Genomic DNA, 18699 nt, shown 5'->3' with positions numbered 1-18699 from the left:
TAGGTTGATGAGCTTGCTCGTTACTCGCCCCCCCACTCACTTCACTGAGGAAAACGCGGTCGGTGCTAGCAACTCGTTGCGGATGTTCTGCACGAGTGGACCGTCCTTCTCGCTTTCGGTCTTGGTCGCGATCCATTCAGGGTCAGTGAGGAATGCGTTCCAGCGCTCCTCACGCTCAGCCACACTGTTCCAGACAAGCAGGTAGGTAAGCTGGTTACTTTCGCTCTCGCCGATTAGCGTTGTCCAAAATCCAGCCTGACGGATGCCATGCTTTTCCCAAATCTGTAACGTGTGATTTTGAAAGCGCGAAATTAGTGCTGGTAGTCGTCCGGGCATGGAGTGATAAATACGTAATTCGTAGATCATGCCTTTAATGCCCCGCACTCTGACCACCATCCACGTGAAGGATTTCGCCCGTTACAAAGTTGGCAGATTCGAGGTAGAGGATCGCATCAACGATGTCAGAGATTTCGCCCATCCGATCGATTGGGTGCATGGCAGCGAGCTGTGCATGGGTCTCGGCAGGATGCATTGGCGTCTTGATGTTACCCAGCGCGATCGCGTTCACCCGGATACCGCGCTTGGCATACTCGATCGCCAGTGATCGGGTCGCAGCATTCAGTCCACCCTTCGTCAGTGATGCAAGTACAGAGGGTACGCCAGCGATCGGGTTGTCAACCAGACTCGTTGAGATCTGCACAACATGACCGCTGCCATGCTTCTCCATCTCGGCGATCGCGAGTTGCGTCATGTGAAAGAATCCAGTGATGTTGGTGCCCAGGTACGCTGTGTAGTCTGCCTCGGTGTACTCGGTGAACGGCTTGGCAATGAAGATGCCAGCGTTGTTGACCAGTGTGTCAATGCGCCCAAATCGGGTCACGCCTTCGATGATTGCACGCTCGGCAGTTTTTCGATCAGCAATGTCACCTGACACTGCGAGAATCTCATCATCGTCCGATGGCTGAATTGAGCGTGAGATCGCAATCACCCGATAGTTGCGATCGCGGTATGCCTTAACCAGGGCTGCACCGATGCCCTGCGATGCGCCGGTAATCACAGCGACTTTCTGTTCAGTGCTCATGTAAAACTCCTTTGGAAATGATGTTTGAATAGTGATGTGTAAATGTTGCAGATCAGGCGATGATCGAAGCTGTGATGCGCTGGTCATGGTCGGTGCTAGTCGCGACTAGCAGCCATGCTTCGATTTCCTGGGCCAATTTTGCGGCGTTGCTCTGGCACATCGCGATCGCGTCTTTCCCGACGAGCAAATGCAGTGGCGGACGTTCTGTATTGGCGAGTTGAAGAATCACCTGAGCAAACTTTTTTGGATCTCCGGGTTGGTTGCCGTGTAGCGCATCAGCTCCGCTGCGGATCGGTCCTACTGTTGCCTGATAATCAGCAATAATGGTTTTAGCGGCAACATAAGATTCAGTGCTTAGGAAGTCAGTCGTAAAAAGACCGGGAGCCACTGCGGTGACATGGATGCCAAGCGGTGTCAGTTCCGCTGCTAGCCCTTTCGAGATACCTTCGACCGCAAATTTAGTGGACCCGTACAATCCCCAGCCCGGAACCACATCGTGGCCAAACAAAGACGAGATATTGATCACCCGCCCGGATTTCCGCTGGCGCAGATAGGGCAACACCGCACGAGTCACATTCAGTAGACCAAACACATTGGTGTCATACTGTTTGCGAACTTCGGCATCCGTGGCTTCTTCGATCGCCGTGACCATGCCATATCCGGCGTTGTTGACTAAGATATCAACCCGCTCGAAACGGGCTATACCTTGCCTGACAGCCGCTTGTACTTGGTCTTCTTGGGTGACATCCATCTGCACAACATGCAGATCCGGGTGGTTTTGAAGGGCAGTGGTGAGTTGTTCGGGATTACTGCGAACCGTCCCTACCACGCGATCGCCCGCTGCTAAGGCTGCTCTGGCAATTTCTAACCCAAAGCCCCTGGAAGCTCCGGTAATTAACCATACTTTCTGCGTTTTCATCGTGTGTCCTTGTTTAAGAGGTTGTCTATTGTGTTGGCTTTAGGTCGGTGAGCTTGCTGCCCATTTCGGTTAATTTCATGCTTCTGCGATCGCTCAATCCAACCACTCAAGTTCTTTGAGTTAAAACGCGACTTAATCATTCGGATTGGAGAAAGCAGTAGGAGGCGAAGTCGTTATACCTGATAGGCTTCAGGTGAGCTGCAAGATGAAGTAATTCTGGATTGCCCTGTTCACAAACATAAAGTTGAGTGATAGCGGCAACGGTGATGTTGCTATCATCCGACTCACTGAAATTGCCAGAACTTCCTAGTTCAATTTCCTACCAGTTTAGTGTGTTGGTGGCGGCACAGGCGGCAAGTACGATGCACCTCTAATTGAATAGAATAGTGAGATGTGCGAAGCTCGTAGGCAATCAAAACCATTCCCCCAAATAGAACGGTAACTCCACTGAGAAAGACTATCAGTGCCATCTGTGCTAGCCAATTAACATTAGTGGCAACTGCTATGGAAATGACCAACATATCCAGCATAAAGACTAGGATAGAAGTATAAGTAAGAACAAGGGCATCATGCACGAAATGATGGTGTCTCAGGAGATCCCTCAGCAGGGATTCAAGTTCTTGTACCTTCTGAGCCTTGTGCCCATTGGGAGCTAGATCCGACTCCTGCAAGTTGCTCAGTTCTTGGTTGACGGCATGTAGGCGATCGCCAAGGGAACCGTACCGAACAATCAAGCCGTTTACCACGATGGCACAAGTCGTGATCGTGACGACAGGAGCAATGATCAGGTTAATTGTCTTTGTCACTTCCTCAATTGACGACATAATGCCACACTCCCTTGGATAAGGCGTTAACCCTATCTCTATTTGGTTTCAGTGGGGTTGAATTCGGTGACTAACAACGCCCCCAGTAGTAAAAATCGTTGCAATTTTGCGTCTTACTCTTTGTCGTTTATGACCAGGTTCTGTTCATTGGTATTGGCGACAAGCACTGCTAGGAGGCGTGCGGATTCAGTATCACTGGCATTGGCGCTGACACGATGATGATCGCCAGGTAATTCAAAAAAGTTTTCACCAGCGTGATATACCTGCTCTGGATTATCATTGATTTTGCTCCGAACCGCACCTTCCAGAACTGTTGCATAGATGAAAGCTGAGGCTGCATGGGTGTGAGGGATCGACGAGACACCTGGCGCGTATTCGACCACCTGGACTTTCATGCTCTTGCCAGGGACATTGGGAAGGGCATGGTCGAAGACCAACGTTACCTTTTCACCCAACACGGTTGAAGCTGCGAATACGGGGAGAGTTATGAATAGGGAGAGTGCCATGAATAAGGAGAGAGTTATGAATACAACTTTATGGAAAAATCTAGTCAACACTTCTGCTCTCCTTGTGTGAATACAAACGTGAATACAAGCTGGTGGATATCAATTCATCTGATGTGCTTTTATGCTGAACAAGCCGATCGCTGGTTAGATCTGTATAGGTTGAGCTTTGTAAAACTCAGCAGTTGCGGGATGTTGGACTTTGTGTCTTCAACTCAACTGATGTCAGCATTAAATTCTCATTGCTGATCTTTAAGCGATCGAGCGGTTGAGCCAGTTCTCGAAGTGCGTCGGGCCGATGCGCGAGTTGCCCTGAGGAACGAGTTGATCGTTCAACGCTGCACCAAAGTAACGGGCGTGACTGTCTACAACCACTTGGCGTGAGTCGTGAGTTGTACTCAGGAATTGGCGGATGATCTCCTCGAAACGGAACCGATCGGGACCCGCTAAGTCGATAATGCCATTTACTGGCGCTCCCAGTGTGATATCAACCAGCGTGTCAACAACGTCATCTGACCAGATGGGCTGGATAAAGGCAGAGGGCAAGTGAACTGTTTGCCCATCAGTGGGGAATTGAGAGATGATCGTCTCGATGAACTCAAAGAACTGCGTAGCGCGGACGATTGTATAGGGGATTGCTGCGAACTGGATCAACTTTTCCTGAGCGACTTTCGCACGCATATAGCCGCTATCCGGGATGCGATCGGCCCCGACGATTGATACCATAACGTGATGAGTCACACTCGCGTCTGCCTCTGCTGCTAACAGGTTCCGGGTTGACTTCTCGAAGAACTCTAGCACCGCCGCATCTTCAAAGGAGGGTGAATTCGTCACATCGACAACAACTTGGGCACCTACCAGCACATCAGCCAATCCCTCACCTGTAACAGCGTTGACACCTGAAGAAGGGGACGCTGCGGTCGCCTCATGTCCAAGCTCCTGTAGCTTGCTCACAAGCTTCTTGCCAATCAGCCCACTGCCACCAATAACAACAATTCTCATGGCAAAACCTCTAATAATTAGATAGGGGAATTGAGTTTGGCAGTCACCGTTGCGAGTTTGCTACCAAGTTGCAGGATACTTGTCTGTTGAACTTCATCCTTCAAATTGCCATTCTCCTCAAACGCTTGATAAGGGATGCTAATTGCCTGTTGATCGGGCAACACCAAAACCCCAATATTGCCAAGAATGGAACGGACGTGAACTAATCCTCGTAAGCCTCCCAACGCTCCAGGAGAAGCACTCATTAACACCGCAACCTTGCCTGCGAAACACTCCAATGGAGGTTCGCCCGGTTCAGAACGCGATGCCCAATCAATCGCATTTTTCAGGAGTGGGGTGATCGAACTGTTGTATTCTGGGCAGGCAATGAGGAAACCCTGATGCGCTTTCATCAAAGCCTTGAGCTTGAGGACATTCTCTGGCAGTCCCTCAGCCTCTTCCAAATCCCCATCGTAGAGCGGTATGGGCAGATCGCGGAAATCCAGGTGTGTTACCTCTGCACCTGCGGCTTTCGCTCCTTCAAGGGCGACTTTTACCAGTTTTTTATTGATAGAATCTTGGCGAGCACTCCCGGCAAAAGCGAGAATTTTGGTAGTGGTCATGAATTTCTCCTTTCTAGTTTTCTCGTGATAAGTCTATGCTGGTTGAGTTTTGAACCATCCGCAGTGAGTTGTGAAAACTTTTAACTGGCATGAGCTACGGCGGTGCTAACCATCCATTCCAACGGTCGCGGTTGAAAATTCAGTTCGCGTTTTGCCTTGGCATTCGAGGCACCTCGCATCTGAGTCTGGTAGTAAACAATGTCCGCACCCCCCTCTAGTTCCAGAGCATCCTCAATGGATACCCGTGGCGGGGGTGGAGCATTCAGCGATCGCGCAAATGCAGGCAGCCAGTCGCGCACCGCTAAAGGCTGATCATCCACAATCAGATAAACACCAGAATTGCCCTGCTCTGCGGCTGCAACCGTGGCGATCGCGGCATCCTCGATGTGTAACCACGACCAGACGCCATCACCATTGCCGACAATTGGAAACTGTTGCTGCCGTATCTGTTGTGCTACATCACCATCCGGGTTGAACCAGGTGCCAGGTCCGTAGAAGAAACCATAGCGTAAGGCAATTCCTTCGAGATTGGATTCCAACAAACGGTATTCAATCTCAGTGACGAGGCGAGCATCGGCGGCAACGGCGGGGGAGGCATCCAGCGATAACGGTGTTTCCTCATCTGCCAATCCATCACCGGGAATTCCCCAGAAGGCGACCGACTGTCTCAGGTAACGGCACACCCCTGCTGCCTGTGCTGCCGCTAGCACATTGGCACCCCCCTCTAACCGAATCCGCGTATTCAGAGGCCCTGCTGCACTCATTGATTCGCGGCTGTAAGTTTTGGGTAGAGCGGTGAGTTGTTCAATCACCACCTCTGGTTGAGTTTGGTTAATAGCCGCTTTAACTGCATCTGGGTCGAATACATCAGCGATCGCAGGTTCGATTCCCTGTGCCGCTAATGACTGTGCTCTTTCTGGAGAACGGGTCAGAGCTACAACGTTGTGTCCTTTGGTAAGTAATTGGTCCAGTAGTGGGCGACCGATCGCTCCTGTTCCCCCAGCAACAAAAATCTTCATTTGTGACTCCTGCAAAACTTGTCGCCTAGTACGGCACTACATTGCGTTGATAGCGGAAGTGTTACCGTCCAGGAAGCCGCACCTTGACCTCTTGAAGTATCCAACCGTTGCCGTCCGGATCACTGAACGAGGCATAGGAAGCATAGTCGCGACGTTCTGGATCGGGACCCGGTACGCGTCCTTCGGTTCCGGCGTGGTGGAAGATCCCGCCGATGTCGTGAAATATCTCACTCACCTCCACACCCCGCTCAACCAGTTCGGCGCGGGCGGCCTCAATGTCGTAAACGATGAGGTACAGACCCTGAACTGACCCTGGCTCGGCTAAAGACACTCCTTTGCCAAAGATGATTGAGCACTCTGATCCGGGAGGAGTCAATTGCACCACCCGGAAGCCATTCTCGCCAGGAAAGTCGGCATCCAGTCGCCATCCCAACGTTTTATAGAAGTCTATGGAGCGATCAACATCGGCAACGGGGATCACCACAATTTCGAGTTTCATGTTTTGGCTGCTTACAGTATTGCTAGTCATTTTGTTCTCCTTTAAGTTGGTGAATTTGATGTTTAGATTGGTTGCTTTTCATGCTTCTGCGATCGCGATTAAGCAAACCACTGAAGCTCTTTGAGTTAAGACAATAAAGTTGCTATATCTCCGTCGCAACGGCAGGTAAAGTTCCGGGTGGACCTAGAATTTCATCGCCTATTTCAGCACTAATGCGCTCAAATAGAGCCATATCCGATGCTGCTGTTTCATCCTGGGTTCCCACCGCTTCAATCAGCCGAGCAAAGGCACTGGGGGCAGCAATGACTAATCCGCGCGCTGGCTGTTCGCTGAGTGCGGCAACAACATGAGTGGTGCCGATAGGAATGAAGAAACTTTCACCTGCGCCTAACACGACCTTGTGCTCATCTGCCCAGACCGTGAACTCACCTTCCAGTACATAAAGTTGTTCGGAGTAACGGGTGTGGCGATGGGGAGGAGTCTGTGAACCTGGCGGAAAATAGCCTTCAATCAGATCGTATTGACCTCCGGTTGTAGTGTGATCGGCAACGATGCTGAGACAAGAACCAAAAAGCCAGAAAGATTGTGTCATGAGATGAAGACCTTTGGGATAACTGTGTCAACCAATGCAGCTTCTATGCGACTGAGGCTAGCTGCACATAACAATCAAAAACGTTGATTAGTTGCTGCTACAAGAGCTGCTATCAATTGCTCAATAGTCCAACGCTCGCAGTAACGAATCCCATTCACAAAGAAAGCTGGTGCAGCTTCTACCCCACTGCGATATCCACCCTGAATGTCTTCAATGATGTGATCGACATAAGCTCCTTTGGATAAGTCTTGCAAAAATCGAGAAATGTCAAGTCCCAGACGATTTGCATATTCCACGAGGTATCCATTCTCTAAGGCTTGTTGATGGATAAAGAGCATCTCATGCATCTGCCAAAACTGACCTTGAACTGCCGCTGCTTCCGCTGCTTCCGCTGCCCGCTGAGCCTGAGGATGAATCTGTATTTGGGGGAAATGACGAAAGATAAAGCACACATCATTCTCCTCGAAAGGGCTTAACTGCTGTTGAGCAGCTTTAATCAACCGATAGGTCTTTGCACTTTGAAAACATTCATAGTCCCCATACAGGATGAGTACAACACTGGCACTTAGCACACCTTGAATGTGATCCTGAACTGAAGGTGGGGCAAATAAGGAATGATGTTCGCAATCGCTAGCCATATTTCAGACCTGCCGAGCAAACTTAAACTCTGCAACTCAGTTGCTGTTAGCGTTTGCATGAACCCAATATAGGGAGTTGGCTCCTACATGTCGCCCACTGAAAGTTCATAATTTTATGCAACATAAGATGGATGAAATAATCTACCTAAGGTAGTAGCTTATCTCCAACTAAAGTATGAATCTAGGTCTTAACTCAAGCCTATAAACTAACAAGCCCACGTTTAACCGCAACAATGACGGCTTGCGTGCGATCGCTGACTCCCAGCTTGCTCAAAATCCGAGTCACATGGGATTTGACAGTGCTCTCACCAATCTTTAGAGCAGTGCCAATGTCTTGATTACTCAATCCCTGCGCCATTAAACGGAGCACTTCTAGCTCTCGTTCACTGAGTATGGGATTATTCATCCTCTCTACCAGCTTACTTGCCACCGCCGAAGAAACATACTGCTGACCGCTGTGAACGATGCGGATCGCATTCAAAAGTTCATTTGGTTTTGCATCTTTAAGCAGATATCCCTGGGCACCTGCTTGCAACCCTCGATAAATATCTTCATCGCCATTATAGGTGGTCAGCACAATAATTCGAGCTGACTTAAATTCAGCACAAATTGCAGTAATAGCTTCAACCCCTGCCATTCTTGGCATGCGTAAATCCATGAGGGTGACATCAGGCTGATGTTCACGGTATTGGGCGATCGCCTGTTGTCCGTCCTCTGCTTGAGCAACCACTGTCATTTCTGGATCGTAGTTAATGATGTTAGTCAATCCTTCTGTAACGAGGGAGTGATCATCAACAATCAGAACCCGAATTTTAGTGGATTGACTCATGATGATTTTCACTCCCGATTGACAATGACAACAATTTCTGTTCCTTGTCCAGGTTGGCTTTGAATCGATAGGTGTGCACCAATTCGTTCTGCTCGCTCGCTCATTCCCAACAAACCAAAGCCACCTAGTGATGAAATGCTTCCAACTCCGAAGCCCTGTCCATCATCTTGAACGCGCAGAACACATTGAGCATCGTCATACACTAGCTCAACCAGAATTTTACTAGCATTGGCGTATTTGATCGCGTTTGTTAAGGCTTCCTGTCCAATCCGTAGTAAGTGATTTTCCACCTCGGTCGGTAGAGAGTAAACTACGCCCTTGCTTTCATAGATTAAAGTCGTTTTAGTAGTTGACTGCATTTGAATTACGAGGCGATGCAGGGCACTCTGTAAAGTACTCGCTTCTAAAAGTTGCGGACGGAGTGCTACCACTGAGCGACGCGCTTCAGCCAGCCCAGTTCGAGCTAATTCATCAATCTTTTCCAGCCTTTCTAGATATATTTGAGCAGATCCCGAATCATCTGCCAGCATTTGTGTTACAGATCCGACATGAAGCAAAATGCCTGTAAAAGCCTGTGCCAATGTATCGTGAATTTCTCGCGCCATGCGGTTGCGTTCTTCTAAAACGGAAGCCTCCTCAGCACGTTTGCGTTCACGTAGTGCAGCCTCTCGCCGTTCGCTAATATCAAGAATGACTCCTAACATTTGCACAGGCTGTCCGGTTGTGTCGTAAATGCCTCGACCTCTGGCAACTAACCAATGAATGCTGCCATCTGGATAAATGACTCGATATTCTGCTTCAAAATCGGTATGGGTTTCTAGGGCTGTCTCAATGGCTTGCTCAACTCGATCAATATCTTCTGGATGAACACGATCGCGCCATGCCTGATAGCTACTCTCAACTTCATTGGGAACTAATCCCAGCAATCGCACATGATTGTCGTCCCAGTCCACTGTGTTCTCAGTAATATTCCAGTTCCAACTGCCAATGTAGCTGAAGTCCATTGTCAACCTGCGTTGTTCTTCACTCTGTCGTAAGGCAGTCTCTATTCGCTGGCGCTCTTCAATCTCCTGAGAGAGGAGCACAGTTCGCTCAGCAACCTGTTGTTCCAAGGTACGGTTGTAGTCAGCAAGTAGTTGCTCAGCTTTTTTGCGTTCGGTAATGTCTTGAAAGGTGGCGATCGCATAAGCCACATTCCCCTGCTCATCAAATACTGGAGTGCCCCATCCCTCCACTGGAATTCTTCTATGTTGGTGGAGAATTTCCATATCATCAATTCTGGTATATTCGCCACTCAATGCTCGAACAATTGGTAAGTTCTCGTTTGGATAGATTTGGTTCGTTCCCGACACATACAGTTGATAAACCTCCGCGATTTGATCGGGTGGGGCAGAAGGATCAACGCCTTTTCCCATCAATTGAATGCCTCGTTGATTGACATAGTAAGGGCGACCCGTTGCATCCAATACTGCAACGCCCACTGGAATCGCTTCTAAGAACTGCGCTAATTGACTTTTGCTTGTGCGTTGCTCGGAGTACAATTTGGCATTCTCGATCGCAATTGCTGCTTGAGCAGATAGTAAGCTTAAAAGTTGCGATCGCTCTGGTGAAAATACTCCAGTTGCCAACTGATTTTCTAAATACAACATGCCCACAAGCTTGGTTTGGTTCAGCAGTGGTAAACACAAAACCGATTGCGTTTGATGGCGTTGAATATAGGGATCATTGATGAAATGACCTTCACGGGTAGCATCATTGAGAATGACCGATTCATGAGTCCGAATTACATACTGAATAATGGATTCAGGTAAACAATTCGTCATTGGAATCGATTGCAGCACTCGCGTTGCACAGACCTGTGCGCCCTCACTAAGTTCACAAGTCGCTTCGATCTTCCATTCTCCTGCATCTTCCAAAAGTAGACATCCAGTTTGCGCGCCAGCATTTTCAACTAGACTCTGCATCAAAGAATGAAGTAATCGTTCTAGTTCAATCTCGCTTGAAATCGCTTGTGATGCTTTCATCACCGCTGCTAAATCGATAGCAACCTGTGAGGTGTTAGAAGTAGTTTCAGCAGTGGTGGGAACTGTCACAGGAGCCACATTTAGTGACTGAGGAAAAAACTGTGGATAGCAAGTCTCTAAATCTTTGGCTTTTGCAGTTGCTCCCCAGCGTTCATAGCAGTAGTGCGCTTCTTTCATGTAAAGCTGGGCAATTTTCTCTCTGCCTCGCGCTAGATAGTGCTTTGCAGCTAATTCATAGGCTAATGCTTCTTCTTGAATATATTCATTCTCCCTAGCCCCTCGAATCGCTTGTTCGTAAAACTCTTCTGCCTCAAACAACTGACCCAAAACTCGCGCTTTCTCTGCCTCAACTAGATAAAATTTATGTAGATGATTCATTGGAGCCTGATGCGCCCATATTTGCATCTTTTCTTGGTTGCTTGTCACCTTGAGAAGTAGGTGTTTTTGTTCTGAACGACGAACAAGTGGATGTACTGCTAGCCGTGCCAAAGAATCGTAGAAATGTAACATGGGGTCGTTATCCACCCAGTTGCTCCATCCAAATACTGTTCGGCTTGGGCTGCATTTTCCACTGCTTGAGTAAACTGCCTAAACAGATAATAGAGGATAAGCTTGTGAATATAAAAGATGTGGAGTCCAGTTCTATCATTTGCGGCTTAACTAAGCGGTAGTAATGTCTCCTCATTGTAAGCAACACCTTGTAAACGGCAAGGATTTTCTATCTGTCCCAGTAAGTTCAGGACTACCTGCCGATGAGTTTGGCACCAAGTCAAGACTGTTTCTTGCTTGAGTCGAGCTATGGTATTACTAATGGTCTTTATCTCCGGTTCCAGCTCCATCAGTTCCGGACCATTGAAATAGAAATATAGACATTTATTGTGTGCAGCGTAGCCACCCCATTCTAAATCTCCGTTTTCTACTGCGTTTTCATACGATGCTTGGAAAAGCCCAATGGTTTCTCTGATATGAATTTTTCCATGAAGTATTGTTGCTGCAACTAAATTAAAAGTCCTATAGTTGATTGAGTCAGCATTTAACTGTTCCACTAGGCTTAAAGCTAAAGAACCAAATTGATAAGCCGACTCGATATCTTGGAGTATCCCATTTAAGATTGTTCCGTAACTAGCATATACAAAGGCAGAGAACGAAACATTGCCATGGTTGATAGATAAATTCACCTGTTCGCATACAGTCAGCAGCAACAATGCTGGTGCTGCTATAAAGGTCGCAGAAAATAAACTTGATAATAACCTCATGTCTGCTAGCTTTTTAGCATCTTTCATGACAGGTAAATTACTCAAGTCCTCTATGTTCTTTCCATGCCAAGATGCTTTTGTTTTCTCCAGTCGCTGCTGGATATCCAACTGTGTAGGCGACTCTGGTAAAGCTACACCTAGTAATTTCAACACTTGTAGTCCAATCTTAATGGCTTCGAGTAGTTTTTTTGCGCTATGCAGGTTTGGATTTTGACCTCATAGACTTTCACTTTATCCAGAATAGTCTTTGCTTGTTGCAGAACAATTCCTGCCCAGTATTCCACCTGCTCAAACTCGCCACACAAATATGCAACTTCCGTGGTTTCTGAATATAGCTCCAAGGTCAGCTCATAGTTTATTTGCCAACTAGAAGCTGCCAGCCATTCTCTACCTGTAGCTAAATACTTTGTCGCTACCGTATAGGCGATCGCTGCTTTTGCCTTCTGACCTGCTTGCAAATTCGATTTGGCAATCTCATTTCGTTCTGCTTGATCAGTGGCTAGAGCAATCCCATGATTGAGATGATCAATAATTTCAAATAGTCGCTCTGTTGTCCGCTCTAGCGAAATTTTTTCGAGTAAATTACGACCGATTTGCAGATGTACCCCTTGTTTCTGCGACTCATCGATCAGAGCATAGGCAGCTTGCTGGACGCGATCGTGCAAGAACTTATACTCTTGAACTAACAGGTTCTCGTCTAGCTCAGAGATGGGTTGAATGAGTCCCGCTTGGATGGCTGCTAGCAAATCCTGAAAGACTATTTTAGGCGATTGCTTAAGGACGGTTCCTTCGGAGTTGGACTCTGGGCTAAACGCTAACGTCTCTAAATCAAATTCAGCTCCGATGCAGGCGGCTAATTGAAGTAGATGTTGAGTGTTTTCTGGCAGTTTTCTCAACTTGAGCAGCAATTCCACGACGTTGTCGGTGATATTTTGAGCCCCAATTTGAGCAATATTCCACTGCCAGCTTCGCTGTTCGGTATTAAAGCGCAACAGGTTTTCACTGTACAGCGATCGCAAAAATTCATTCACAAAGAAAGGGTTGCCCTCTGTTTTACGCAGCACCAACTGAGCTAAAGGGCGAACAGTATCAGTGTTGTGATGGAGCGTGCTAGCAATCAGCTGACTCAATGGACCCAGCGCCAGCGGAGATAGCACGATCTCATGCAGCATTGTCCCTTGGTGTCGCAATTCTTCCAGCATCAGTACCAAAGAATGCGTTGGGCTCACTTCATTGTCTCGATACGCTCCGATTAGGAATAAGTATTGAGTTTGCTCATCAAGCAGCATCAGTTCAATCAGCTTCAGCGTGGCAGAATCGAGCCACTGCAAATCATCGAGGAAGATGACCAGCGGATGTTCTTGAGAACAAAACGCCCGAATGAATTGCTAAAAAACTCGATTAAAACGATTTTGCGCTTCCGTTGCTCCAACGTCTGGTACAGGTAATTGCTTGCCAATAATCAGTTCTACTTCGGGAATTACATCGATGATGAGTTGCCCGTTACCTCCTAATGCATTGAGAAGACGCGATCGCCATTGTTTCACTTGCTCATCCGGTTCACCCAGCAGCTGCTGTACCAGTTTTCGTAAGGCATCTACAATGGCACTGTAAGGGATGTTGCGCTGCAACTGGTCAAACTTACCTGAGATAAAATATCCGCGCCTTGCTGTGATCGGTCTGTATAGTTTTTGTACTAACGCTGACTTGCCAACACCAGAATAGCCGCTGACCAACATCATTTCAGAAGACATGAGCACACGAAGATTCGGGGACGTGGGGGTATCGTCCCTCTCCGCATCTCCCTCTCTTCTCCGCGTGTCCTCTCTCCCAGTGATTCTCTCAAACGCCGCTAATAATGCTGCTATCTCCTCCTCTCGTCCATATAGCTTTTGTGGAATCTGAAATTGATCGGAAACATCTTGCAGACTCAGTTAAAAGGAATTAATTTGACCACTTGTTTTAAGTTGATCAGCGCAATTTGCTAAATCCGCTTTGATGCCCCAAGCACTTTGATAACGATCCTCAGCATTCTTTGCCATCAGTTTCAAGATAATGTCTGAAACTGGCTTGGGAATCTGAGGATTCAATTCACGCGGTGGTATTGGGGGTCTGGCAAGATGACAGTGAACAAGTTCCAGGACATCTGTTGTCAGGAATGGCACTTGTCCAGTGAGTAATTCGTAAAACGTTACTCCGAGCGAGTAAAAATTAGTATGGTAATCGATCGCCCGATTCATCCTCCCAGTCTGCTCTGGAGAGAGATAAGCAAGAGTGCCTTCCAATACATGCGGACTTTTGAACGTGGAACTGGTGCGGTTGAATTGAGTTGCAATCCCAAAGTCGATAATTTTGACAACGCTAGTATTGGGATTGAAAACGATGTTGCCAGGATTAATATCCTTGTGAATCACGCCCGCAGTATGAATTCTGCCTAGAATCTCGGTGATGGCGATCGCTAACCTGAGAAAATTAGATACAGGCATGGGGCAGAAACTATCTCGGCACTGTTGTATCCAATACTCTAGGGACTCTCCTCCAAAATCTTCTAGAAGAATGACGAGCGTACGTTGATAGTCCTCTTGACTGTAGGTTCTGATTACACCTTCTACATCTAGTGATCGGGTAATGGTATATTCCTGCCTGTAGCGTGTTAATTCCTGAGGAGAAGGATAATTTTCCTTGAGCAGTTTGATGACGATTGCCTGACTATCTTCCTCTCTGAAGCCTCTATAAACTAAAGATGCTGAGCTCTCATAAGTCTTGCTTTGGATAGTAATTCCAGATAAGGCAATCGGTAGTGTTCTAGAACTGTGGAAGTAGTCAAATGGCTCGACCAAACTCATGACGATTAATGAACAATCCAATGACCACATCATGTAGCCAGATGGATTTGGAGAAACAAATCGTTTTACGAGCTAAGCGCTTAATCCGAGTTCTCAAGGTCAAATGCTTGCGTTCAATCTTCTGAGTGTTGGCTTTGCCCACCGTGTGCTCTTGGGGGTCAAGTAATCGTAAGTAAGCCCCCCAAGCATCTGTGTAAAAGTGGGTTAACCCAAACGGACGCAAAAGCTGTCTGAGCTTGGCTAGAGCAGCATCCTCATGAGGGGCTAGGACATAAGCCAGCATCTTGCCACTTCGGTGGTCAATTGCTGACCAAAGCCAGCGCTGCTGTTTCTTAGACTGCACAAAGCTCCACATTTCGTCCATTTGCGCTTCATCCACTTTCACCACCATCACAGACTGGGGGCAATTCACCTTCTGTTCCAACAGCGAGCGATTCACCTGTTCGAGATCACGATCTTTTTTTTAATTCTTCGATCACCGTCGTGGGGCTAATCTTGAGCACTCGTGCTGTATCGCGGATACCACTACCATTGATTGCCATCTCACTAATCCTTTGCTTGACCTCAGGCAAATAGCCCAGGTAGGAGTATCTCAAGATGAAGGTAGAACGGGAGCAATCCAAGTTGCGACACTTGTATCGCTGTTTTCCTTGTGTTGATTTTCCGTGTTTGACAATGTTAGTGCTAGTGCAACTTGGACAGTAAATAGGCTCTAGGACCATCGCTAGAATTTAGAGCAAGTGAGCTGATTTCATTCTGGCCCAAATCCACAAGTCTAGAACACTACCAAGGCAATCATAAAGTTCTCTCCAAATGAAAGCCGTGAGTAATACCGTTAATTACATGAATTCCATTATGAATAAAAAAAACTGTGCATTGTCGTATCTTTCTTCACTTCATCCGCTCAGGTGGCCGGGATGGCAAATTTTATGAAAGTACAGGATTTATGCGAAGGGATGTGACTGTATTTTTCGCAATTAGCTATGCATCGTCACATCTTTCTTCACAAATAAAATAATGACCAAAATGCTTACGTAGCTGGTAATTGAGCGATCGCGCCCTCTTCCAATTTCCCTTATAGCGAGCGTAAATTTTACGAAAGTATAGGATTTATGTGAAAGATCGTGACTGTATGTTTCGCAACTAGAAGAGAGATTGAAATCGCGTTACAAATGAGACGAGCGTACCCAAAAAGGGTTGAATGTCAAAAGGCGTAAGGGTTTAGAGCCAGTTAGGGAGACGAGATTGCAACAAAAGTTTGCATTTGGAAGAGCGATCGCCTTCGGGTTCGGGTTGAAAAGCCCTAGAAAAACAGATGCGGATGTGCGAAGAGCTCATAAATATCCGCCTCCCGATCCGCGATCGCAATTAACTGTTTCTCTGCCGGGACTAACGTCTGGCTCAGCTCCAAACTCTCGATCCATCTCTTACTCTCTTTGTCGGCAATCGCTCTACTCCGCGCTTCCTTCCCAACTCCTTTGAGCGATCGTGCCGACACCTCCTGCCCCAACAGCCCCAGCGGCACTCCCTCGCCACTTGCCGCCAAAACCGTATGCACTTTCAACCCGCGCGCTTTCGCATTACTAATCGGTCCTAATCCCCGCGTCGCCTTGCGATCGCTATAATCCATTTCACTCGTATCCTGAATCGCTAAAACGGTTTGATGCCCTGCTGTCCGTTCGACCGTCAGTCTCTGATGCGGGCTCAATATCTCACGGTCGCTGACTCGCGCATTGTCCCAAAACTCATACACGCCTTGCACCGCCGCTTCATCTCGACTCGCTTGCGCCACACTTTCGTTCGGCTATGCCACTAAGTCCTCCACGATCCCCACCAGCCTCCGATTTCGCCGCGCATCGCCTAAATCTACATCCCATAACTCCTCAGCGACCCCAATTCATTTCTAACTCCTTCCACCCGCTTAACCACAACTGACACCCTAGATATAAGCCCAGAATTGGATTGCATATGCATTGAACATGCCGAGTGCAGCAACAACTGCCACAACATACCGCACAAAACTTCCATCCTTATTCAGCTTTTTTAGGCAGCATCCCCGACTTCCGAAAGCGATCGCTCTCAAAAGTACGAACTTTTGTTAAAGTCCACTCTTCTCAATTGGCCTCAAACCCTTACAACTAAAGACATTCAACCGCTTTCTGTCAGCATTAGGGGTTTCTTGAAGCGATCTCTATATCTCTTCGATTAGCGAAACTGCCGTGATGGTTTGTCATGGAAAGCATGTACTTTCCTTAAATTTGCGGTCGCTCAAAGGCGGTAGGGGGAGAGGAGCGATCGCTCAACCCTATGTCATGTAAGCCTTTTTAGAATTATTCTACTTGTAAAAAAAGATGTGACAATGGATAGCACCTAAATTAAGCATCCCGACAATCACTGTCTTCTAGCGTCGGCTCACTTTCAAGAATCCTCCCACAGAGGCGATCGCTAGCAACCCAATCCAGCTTGAGGGTTCAGGAACCGATTGAGAATCATCATTGGAATTGAATTGGATGATTTCTCCTTGACCCGCAGCAATTCCTCGGTTCGCGATAAAGATATTCCCATTCTCTCCAAACGTGAATGAAGTGGGGGCAAACAACCCCTCGCTCAAAAGGGTTGTGCGTGTTCCATCTGAGTTGAGGCGAGTTAATGCACCTGTGAGGTCACCGGACAATAAACCATTTGTGGCATACTCTAAAACATACAAATTTCCATTGTCATCAAAATCTAAGTCAATAATGTTGGTAAAGCCTTCGGCAAAAACCTCAGGAACACCATTGGCAACGCGATAGACTCGTGCACCGTCTACGGGAAATGGAAATCCGGTCAATTCACCGACATAGACTGTCCCATCAGAACCACTAGCCACGGCATTGGGTACAGATTCCATCGGAATGTCAGAACCTCCAAATGGGTTCGTCACTAGACGAGTATCAAAGACTGAGGCTAGATCAACTTCCCCATTATTCAGATTAGCCTTCAGCAGAGCGTTAGCACCTGCATCAGCAACGTAAGCGGTGTTGTTTTGAATGACAAAGCTGTAAGGGTTGGAATCTACTCTGCCTCCATCAGGATTTTCAGTTTTCTCAAAGGCTGCAACGTCAGCGATCGCAGTCCAATTAGAGCCACCATCAAGGGCATTAATTTTCAACAATTGTCCAAACTCTGGCACTCCTAAAGTACTCCGCACAGCAGGATTACTACCCAGCCCAATGAGAACATAAGGTTGGTCAGTCGCATCAAAAGCAATATCATGGGCACCGGTTGCCTCGCTCCCATCGGCTGCTGCTAGTGATGGCAATCCGGTTACGACTCTAGTCACTACGCCATTTTCAATGCGAGTAAGTGCTCCTGTAGAGCCGTAACAAACTGATGCGCTTGGATTTGTTGGAGAGGGAATACACGGCCCCGTACCACCCCGTCCTGCTTCAGTGACATAGAGAGCACCGTTCGAGCCAATGGTTAATCCTCTAGGGTTATCTAAATTACTTGCAATGACTTTAAGGGTCGCAGCCAGAGCTGTGTCTCCAAAACTAAGAGCGACAATAGTTGCTCCGATTGTGGCAGTTAGGTGCTTCAACATAGATAATCTCCAAAGTGCGACGTTTCAGTATGTTTTTTGAATCTGCTTGCACTTGCTTCACTGAGCAAATCACCGAAAAATTAGGGCGATCGCCCTTTTGGAAAGATGAATATTAGAGAGGGCCTGTCTACCCACTATCAAATAATTCTGCTTGTATCAGTATATTTGATTAAAATAATAACTATTTAAAGTTTTGATGAAGTATTTATTACGTATCTATACGTACCAGCTCGCAGCTCAGCCAAATATGTGAGGTGCAGGAGGAGCCCTCTCATAAAGCTCATAAGTCTGAGAAAAACAAGTGATTGGGTAAGGATGACTAAATCTCAGATCTTGCACCAAGGCTTAAAAGGTGGCAGAAAGGGCGTGAAACTAATAGACCGCAAGAACAATGGACATTCTTGCCCACGCCCAAGAACTAATCTATCACTTGCTCGATGGGATGCCGACTCCCTACCAACGTCAAAGCCTGCAAGCTTTGC

Annotated in this window: 20 protein-coding genes and 1 pseudogene; all 21 read right to left on the bottom strand. The window is 47.4% G+C overall.

Annotation, left to right across the window (positions count from 1 at the left end):
- Positions 1-36 precede the first annotated feature (36 nt).
- Positions 37-366, bottom strand: coding sequence for an NIPSNAP family protein (locus tag H6F90_RS11150; RefSeq protein WP_190552549.1), 330 nt, complete (start codon positions 364-366; stop codon positions 37-39).
- A gap of 4 nt (positions 367-370) precedes the next feature.
- Positions 371-1081 (bottom strand): SDR family NAD(P)-dependent oxidoreductase, encoded by a 711-nt coding sequence (locus H6F90_RS11145; RefSeq protein WP_190552548.1) that lies wholly within the window; start codon positions 1079-1081, stop codon positions 371-373.
- 52 nt (positions 1082-1133) lie between these two features.
- Complete coding sequence (locus tag H6F90_RS11140; protein WP_190552547.1) at positions 1134-2000, bottom strand: oxidoreductase; 867 nt, start codon at positions 1998-2000, stop codon at positions 1134-1136.
- A gap of 311 nt (positions 2001-2311) precedes the next feature.
- Positions 2312-2824, bottom strand: coding sequence for a DUF2721 domain-containing protein (locus H6F90_RS11135; RefSeq protein ID WP_190442728.1), 513 nt, complete (start codon positions 2822-2824; stop codon positions 2312-2314).
- Between the two features lie 113 nt (positions 2825-2937).
- Positions 2938-3330 (bottom strand): cupin domain-containing protein, encoded by a 393-nt coding sequence (locus H6F90_RS11130; RefSeq protein ID WP_190442726.1) that lies wholly within the window; start codon positions 3328-3330, stop codon positions 2938-2940.
- Positions 3331-3579: 249 nt separating this feature from the next.
- Positions 3580-4329: an SDR family oxidoreductase gene (locus tag H6F90_RS11125; RefSeq protein WP_190552546.1), complete on the bottom strand. Its 750-nt coding sequence runs from the start codon at positions 4327-4329 to the stop codon at positions 3580-3582.
- Positions 4330-4346: 17 nt separating this feature from the next.
- Positions 4347-4931: an NADPH-dependent FMN reductase gene (locus tag H6F90_RS11120; RefSeq protein WP_190552545.1), complete on the bottom strand. Its 585-nt coding sequence runs from the start codon at positions 4929-4931 to the stop codon at positions 4347-4349.
- 80 nt (positions 4932-5011) lie between these two features.
- Entirely contained in the window at positions 5012-5950 is a 939-nt protein-coding gene (locus H6F90_RS11115; RefSeq protein ID WP_190552544.1) for an NAD(P)-dependent oxidoreductase, read from the bottom strand.
- A 61-nt stretch (positions 5951-6011) separates the two neighbouring features.
- A complete protein-coding gene (locus tag H6F90_RS11110) occupies positions 6012-6479 on the bottom strand; it encodes a VOC family protein (protein WP_190552543.1) in 468 nt (155 codons plus the stop codon).
- 112 nt (positions 6480-6591) lie between these two features.
- The gene (locus H6F90_RS11105) at positions 6592-7041 is read right to left on the bottom strand and encodes a cupin domain-containing protein (RefSeq protein WP_190552542.1); all 450 of its coding nucleotides are present in this window, start codon (positions 7039-7041) and stop codon (positions 6592-6594) included.
- Between the two features lie 74 nt (positions 7042-7115).
- Entirely contained in the window at positions 7116-7679 is a 564-nt protein-coding gene (locus H6F90_RS11100) for a DsbA family protein (RefSeq protein ID WP_190552541.1), read from the bottom strand.
- A 199-nt stretch (positions 7680-7878) separates the two neighbouring features.
- Positions 7879-8508, bottom strand: a complete 630-nt coding sequence (locus H6F90_RS11095) for a response regulator transcription factor (RefSeq protein WP_190552540.1) — start codon at positions 8506-8508, stop codon at positions 7879-7881.
- Positions 8509-8516: 8 nt separating this feature from the next.
- On the bottom strand, positions 8517-11057 hold the full coding sequence (locus H6F90_RS30020) for a PAS domain-containing protein (RefSeq protein WP_370587995.1): 2541 nt from the start codon (positions 11055-11057) through the stop codon (positions 8517-8519).
- Positions 11058-11188: 131 nt separating this feature from the next.
- Complete coding sequence (locus H6F90_RS30015; RefSeq protein WP_199295859.1) at positions 11189-11941, bottom strand: hypothetical protein; 753 nt, start codon at positions 11939-11941, stop codon at positions 11189-11191.
- Positions 11935-13527: pseudogene (locus H6F90_RS30010) on the bottom strand (AAA family ATPase). The gene H6F90_RS30015 and the pseudogene H6F90_RS30010 overlap by 7 nt, the downstream one beginning before the upstream one ends.
- Positions 13528-13722: 195 nt before the next feature.
- Positions 13723-14634 carry a serine/threonine-protein kinase gene (locus H6F90_RS30000; protein ID WP_199295857.1) on the bottom strand — a complete coding sequence of 304 codons (912 nt, stop codon included), beginning with the start codon at positions 14632-14634 and terminating at the stop codon, positions 13723-13725.
- The gene (locus H6F90_RS30620; protein ID WP_370587994.1) at positions 14612-15046 is read right to left on the bottom strand and encodes an IS1 family transposase; all 435 of its coding nucleotides are present in this window, start codon (positions 15044-15046) and stop codon (positions 14612-14614) included. The genes H6F90_RS30000 and H6F90_RS30620 overlap by 23 nt, the downstream gene beginning before the upstream one ends.
- 37 nt (positions 15047-15083) lie before the next feature.
- Positions 15084-15356, bottom strand: coding sequence for an IS1-like element transposase (locus tag H6F90_RS31495; protein ID WP_370587993.1), 273 nt, complete (start codon positions 15354-15356; stop codon positions 15084-15086).
- Positions 15357-15937: 581 nt separating this feature from the next.
- Positions 15938-16426, bottom strand: coding sequence for a hypothetical protein (locus H6F90_RS11080; protein WP_190552539.1), 489 nt, complete (start codon positions 16424-16426; stop codon positions 15938-15940).
- A 12-nt stretch (positions 16427-16438) separates the two neighbouring features.
- Positions 16439-16531 (bottom strand): transposase DNA-binding-containing protein, encoded by a 93-nt coding sequence (locus tag H6F90_RS31490; protein WP_190552597.1) that lies wholly within the window; start codon positions 16529-16531, stop codon positions 16439-16441.
- Between the two features lie 504 nt (positions 16532-17035).
- The gene (locus H6F90_RS11070) at positions 17036-18217 is read right to left on the bottom strand and encodes a ScyD/ScyE family protein (protein ID WP_190552596.1); all 1182 of its coding nucleotides are present in this window, start codon (positions 18215-18217) and stop codon (positions 17036-17038) included.
- Positions 18218-18699 lie beyond the last annotated feature (482 nt).

Source organism: Trichocoleus sp. FACHB-591, from assembly GCF_014695845.1.
In the GTDB taxonomy this organism is placed as follows: Bacteria; Cyanobacteriota; Cyanobacteriia; order FACHB-46; family FACHB-46; genus Trichocoleus.
This window is presented reverse-complemented; position numbering and strand designations above follow the sequence as displayed.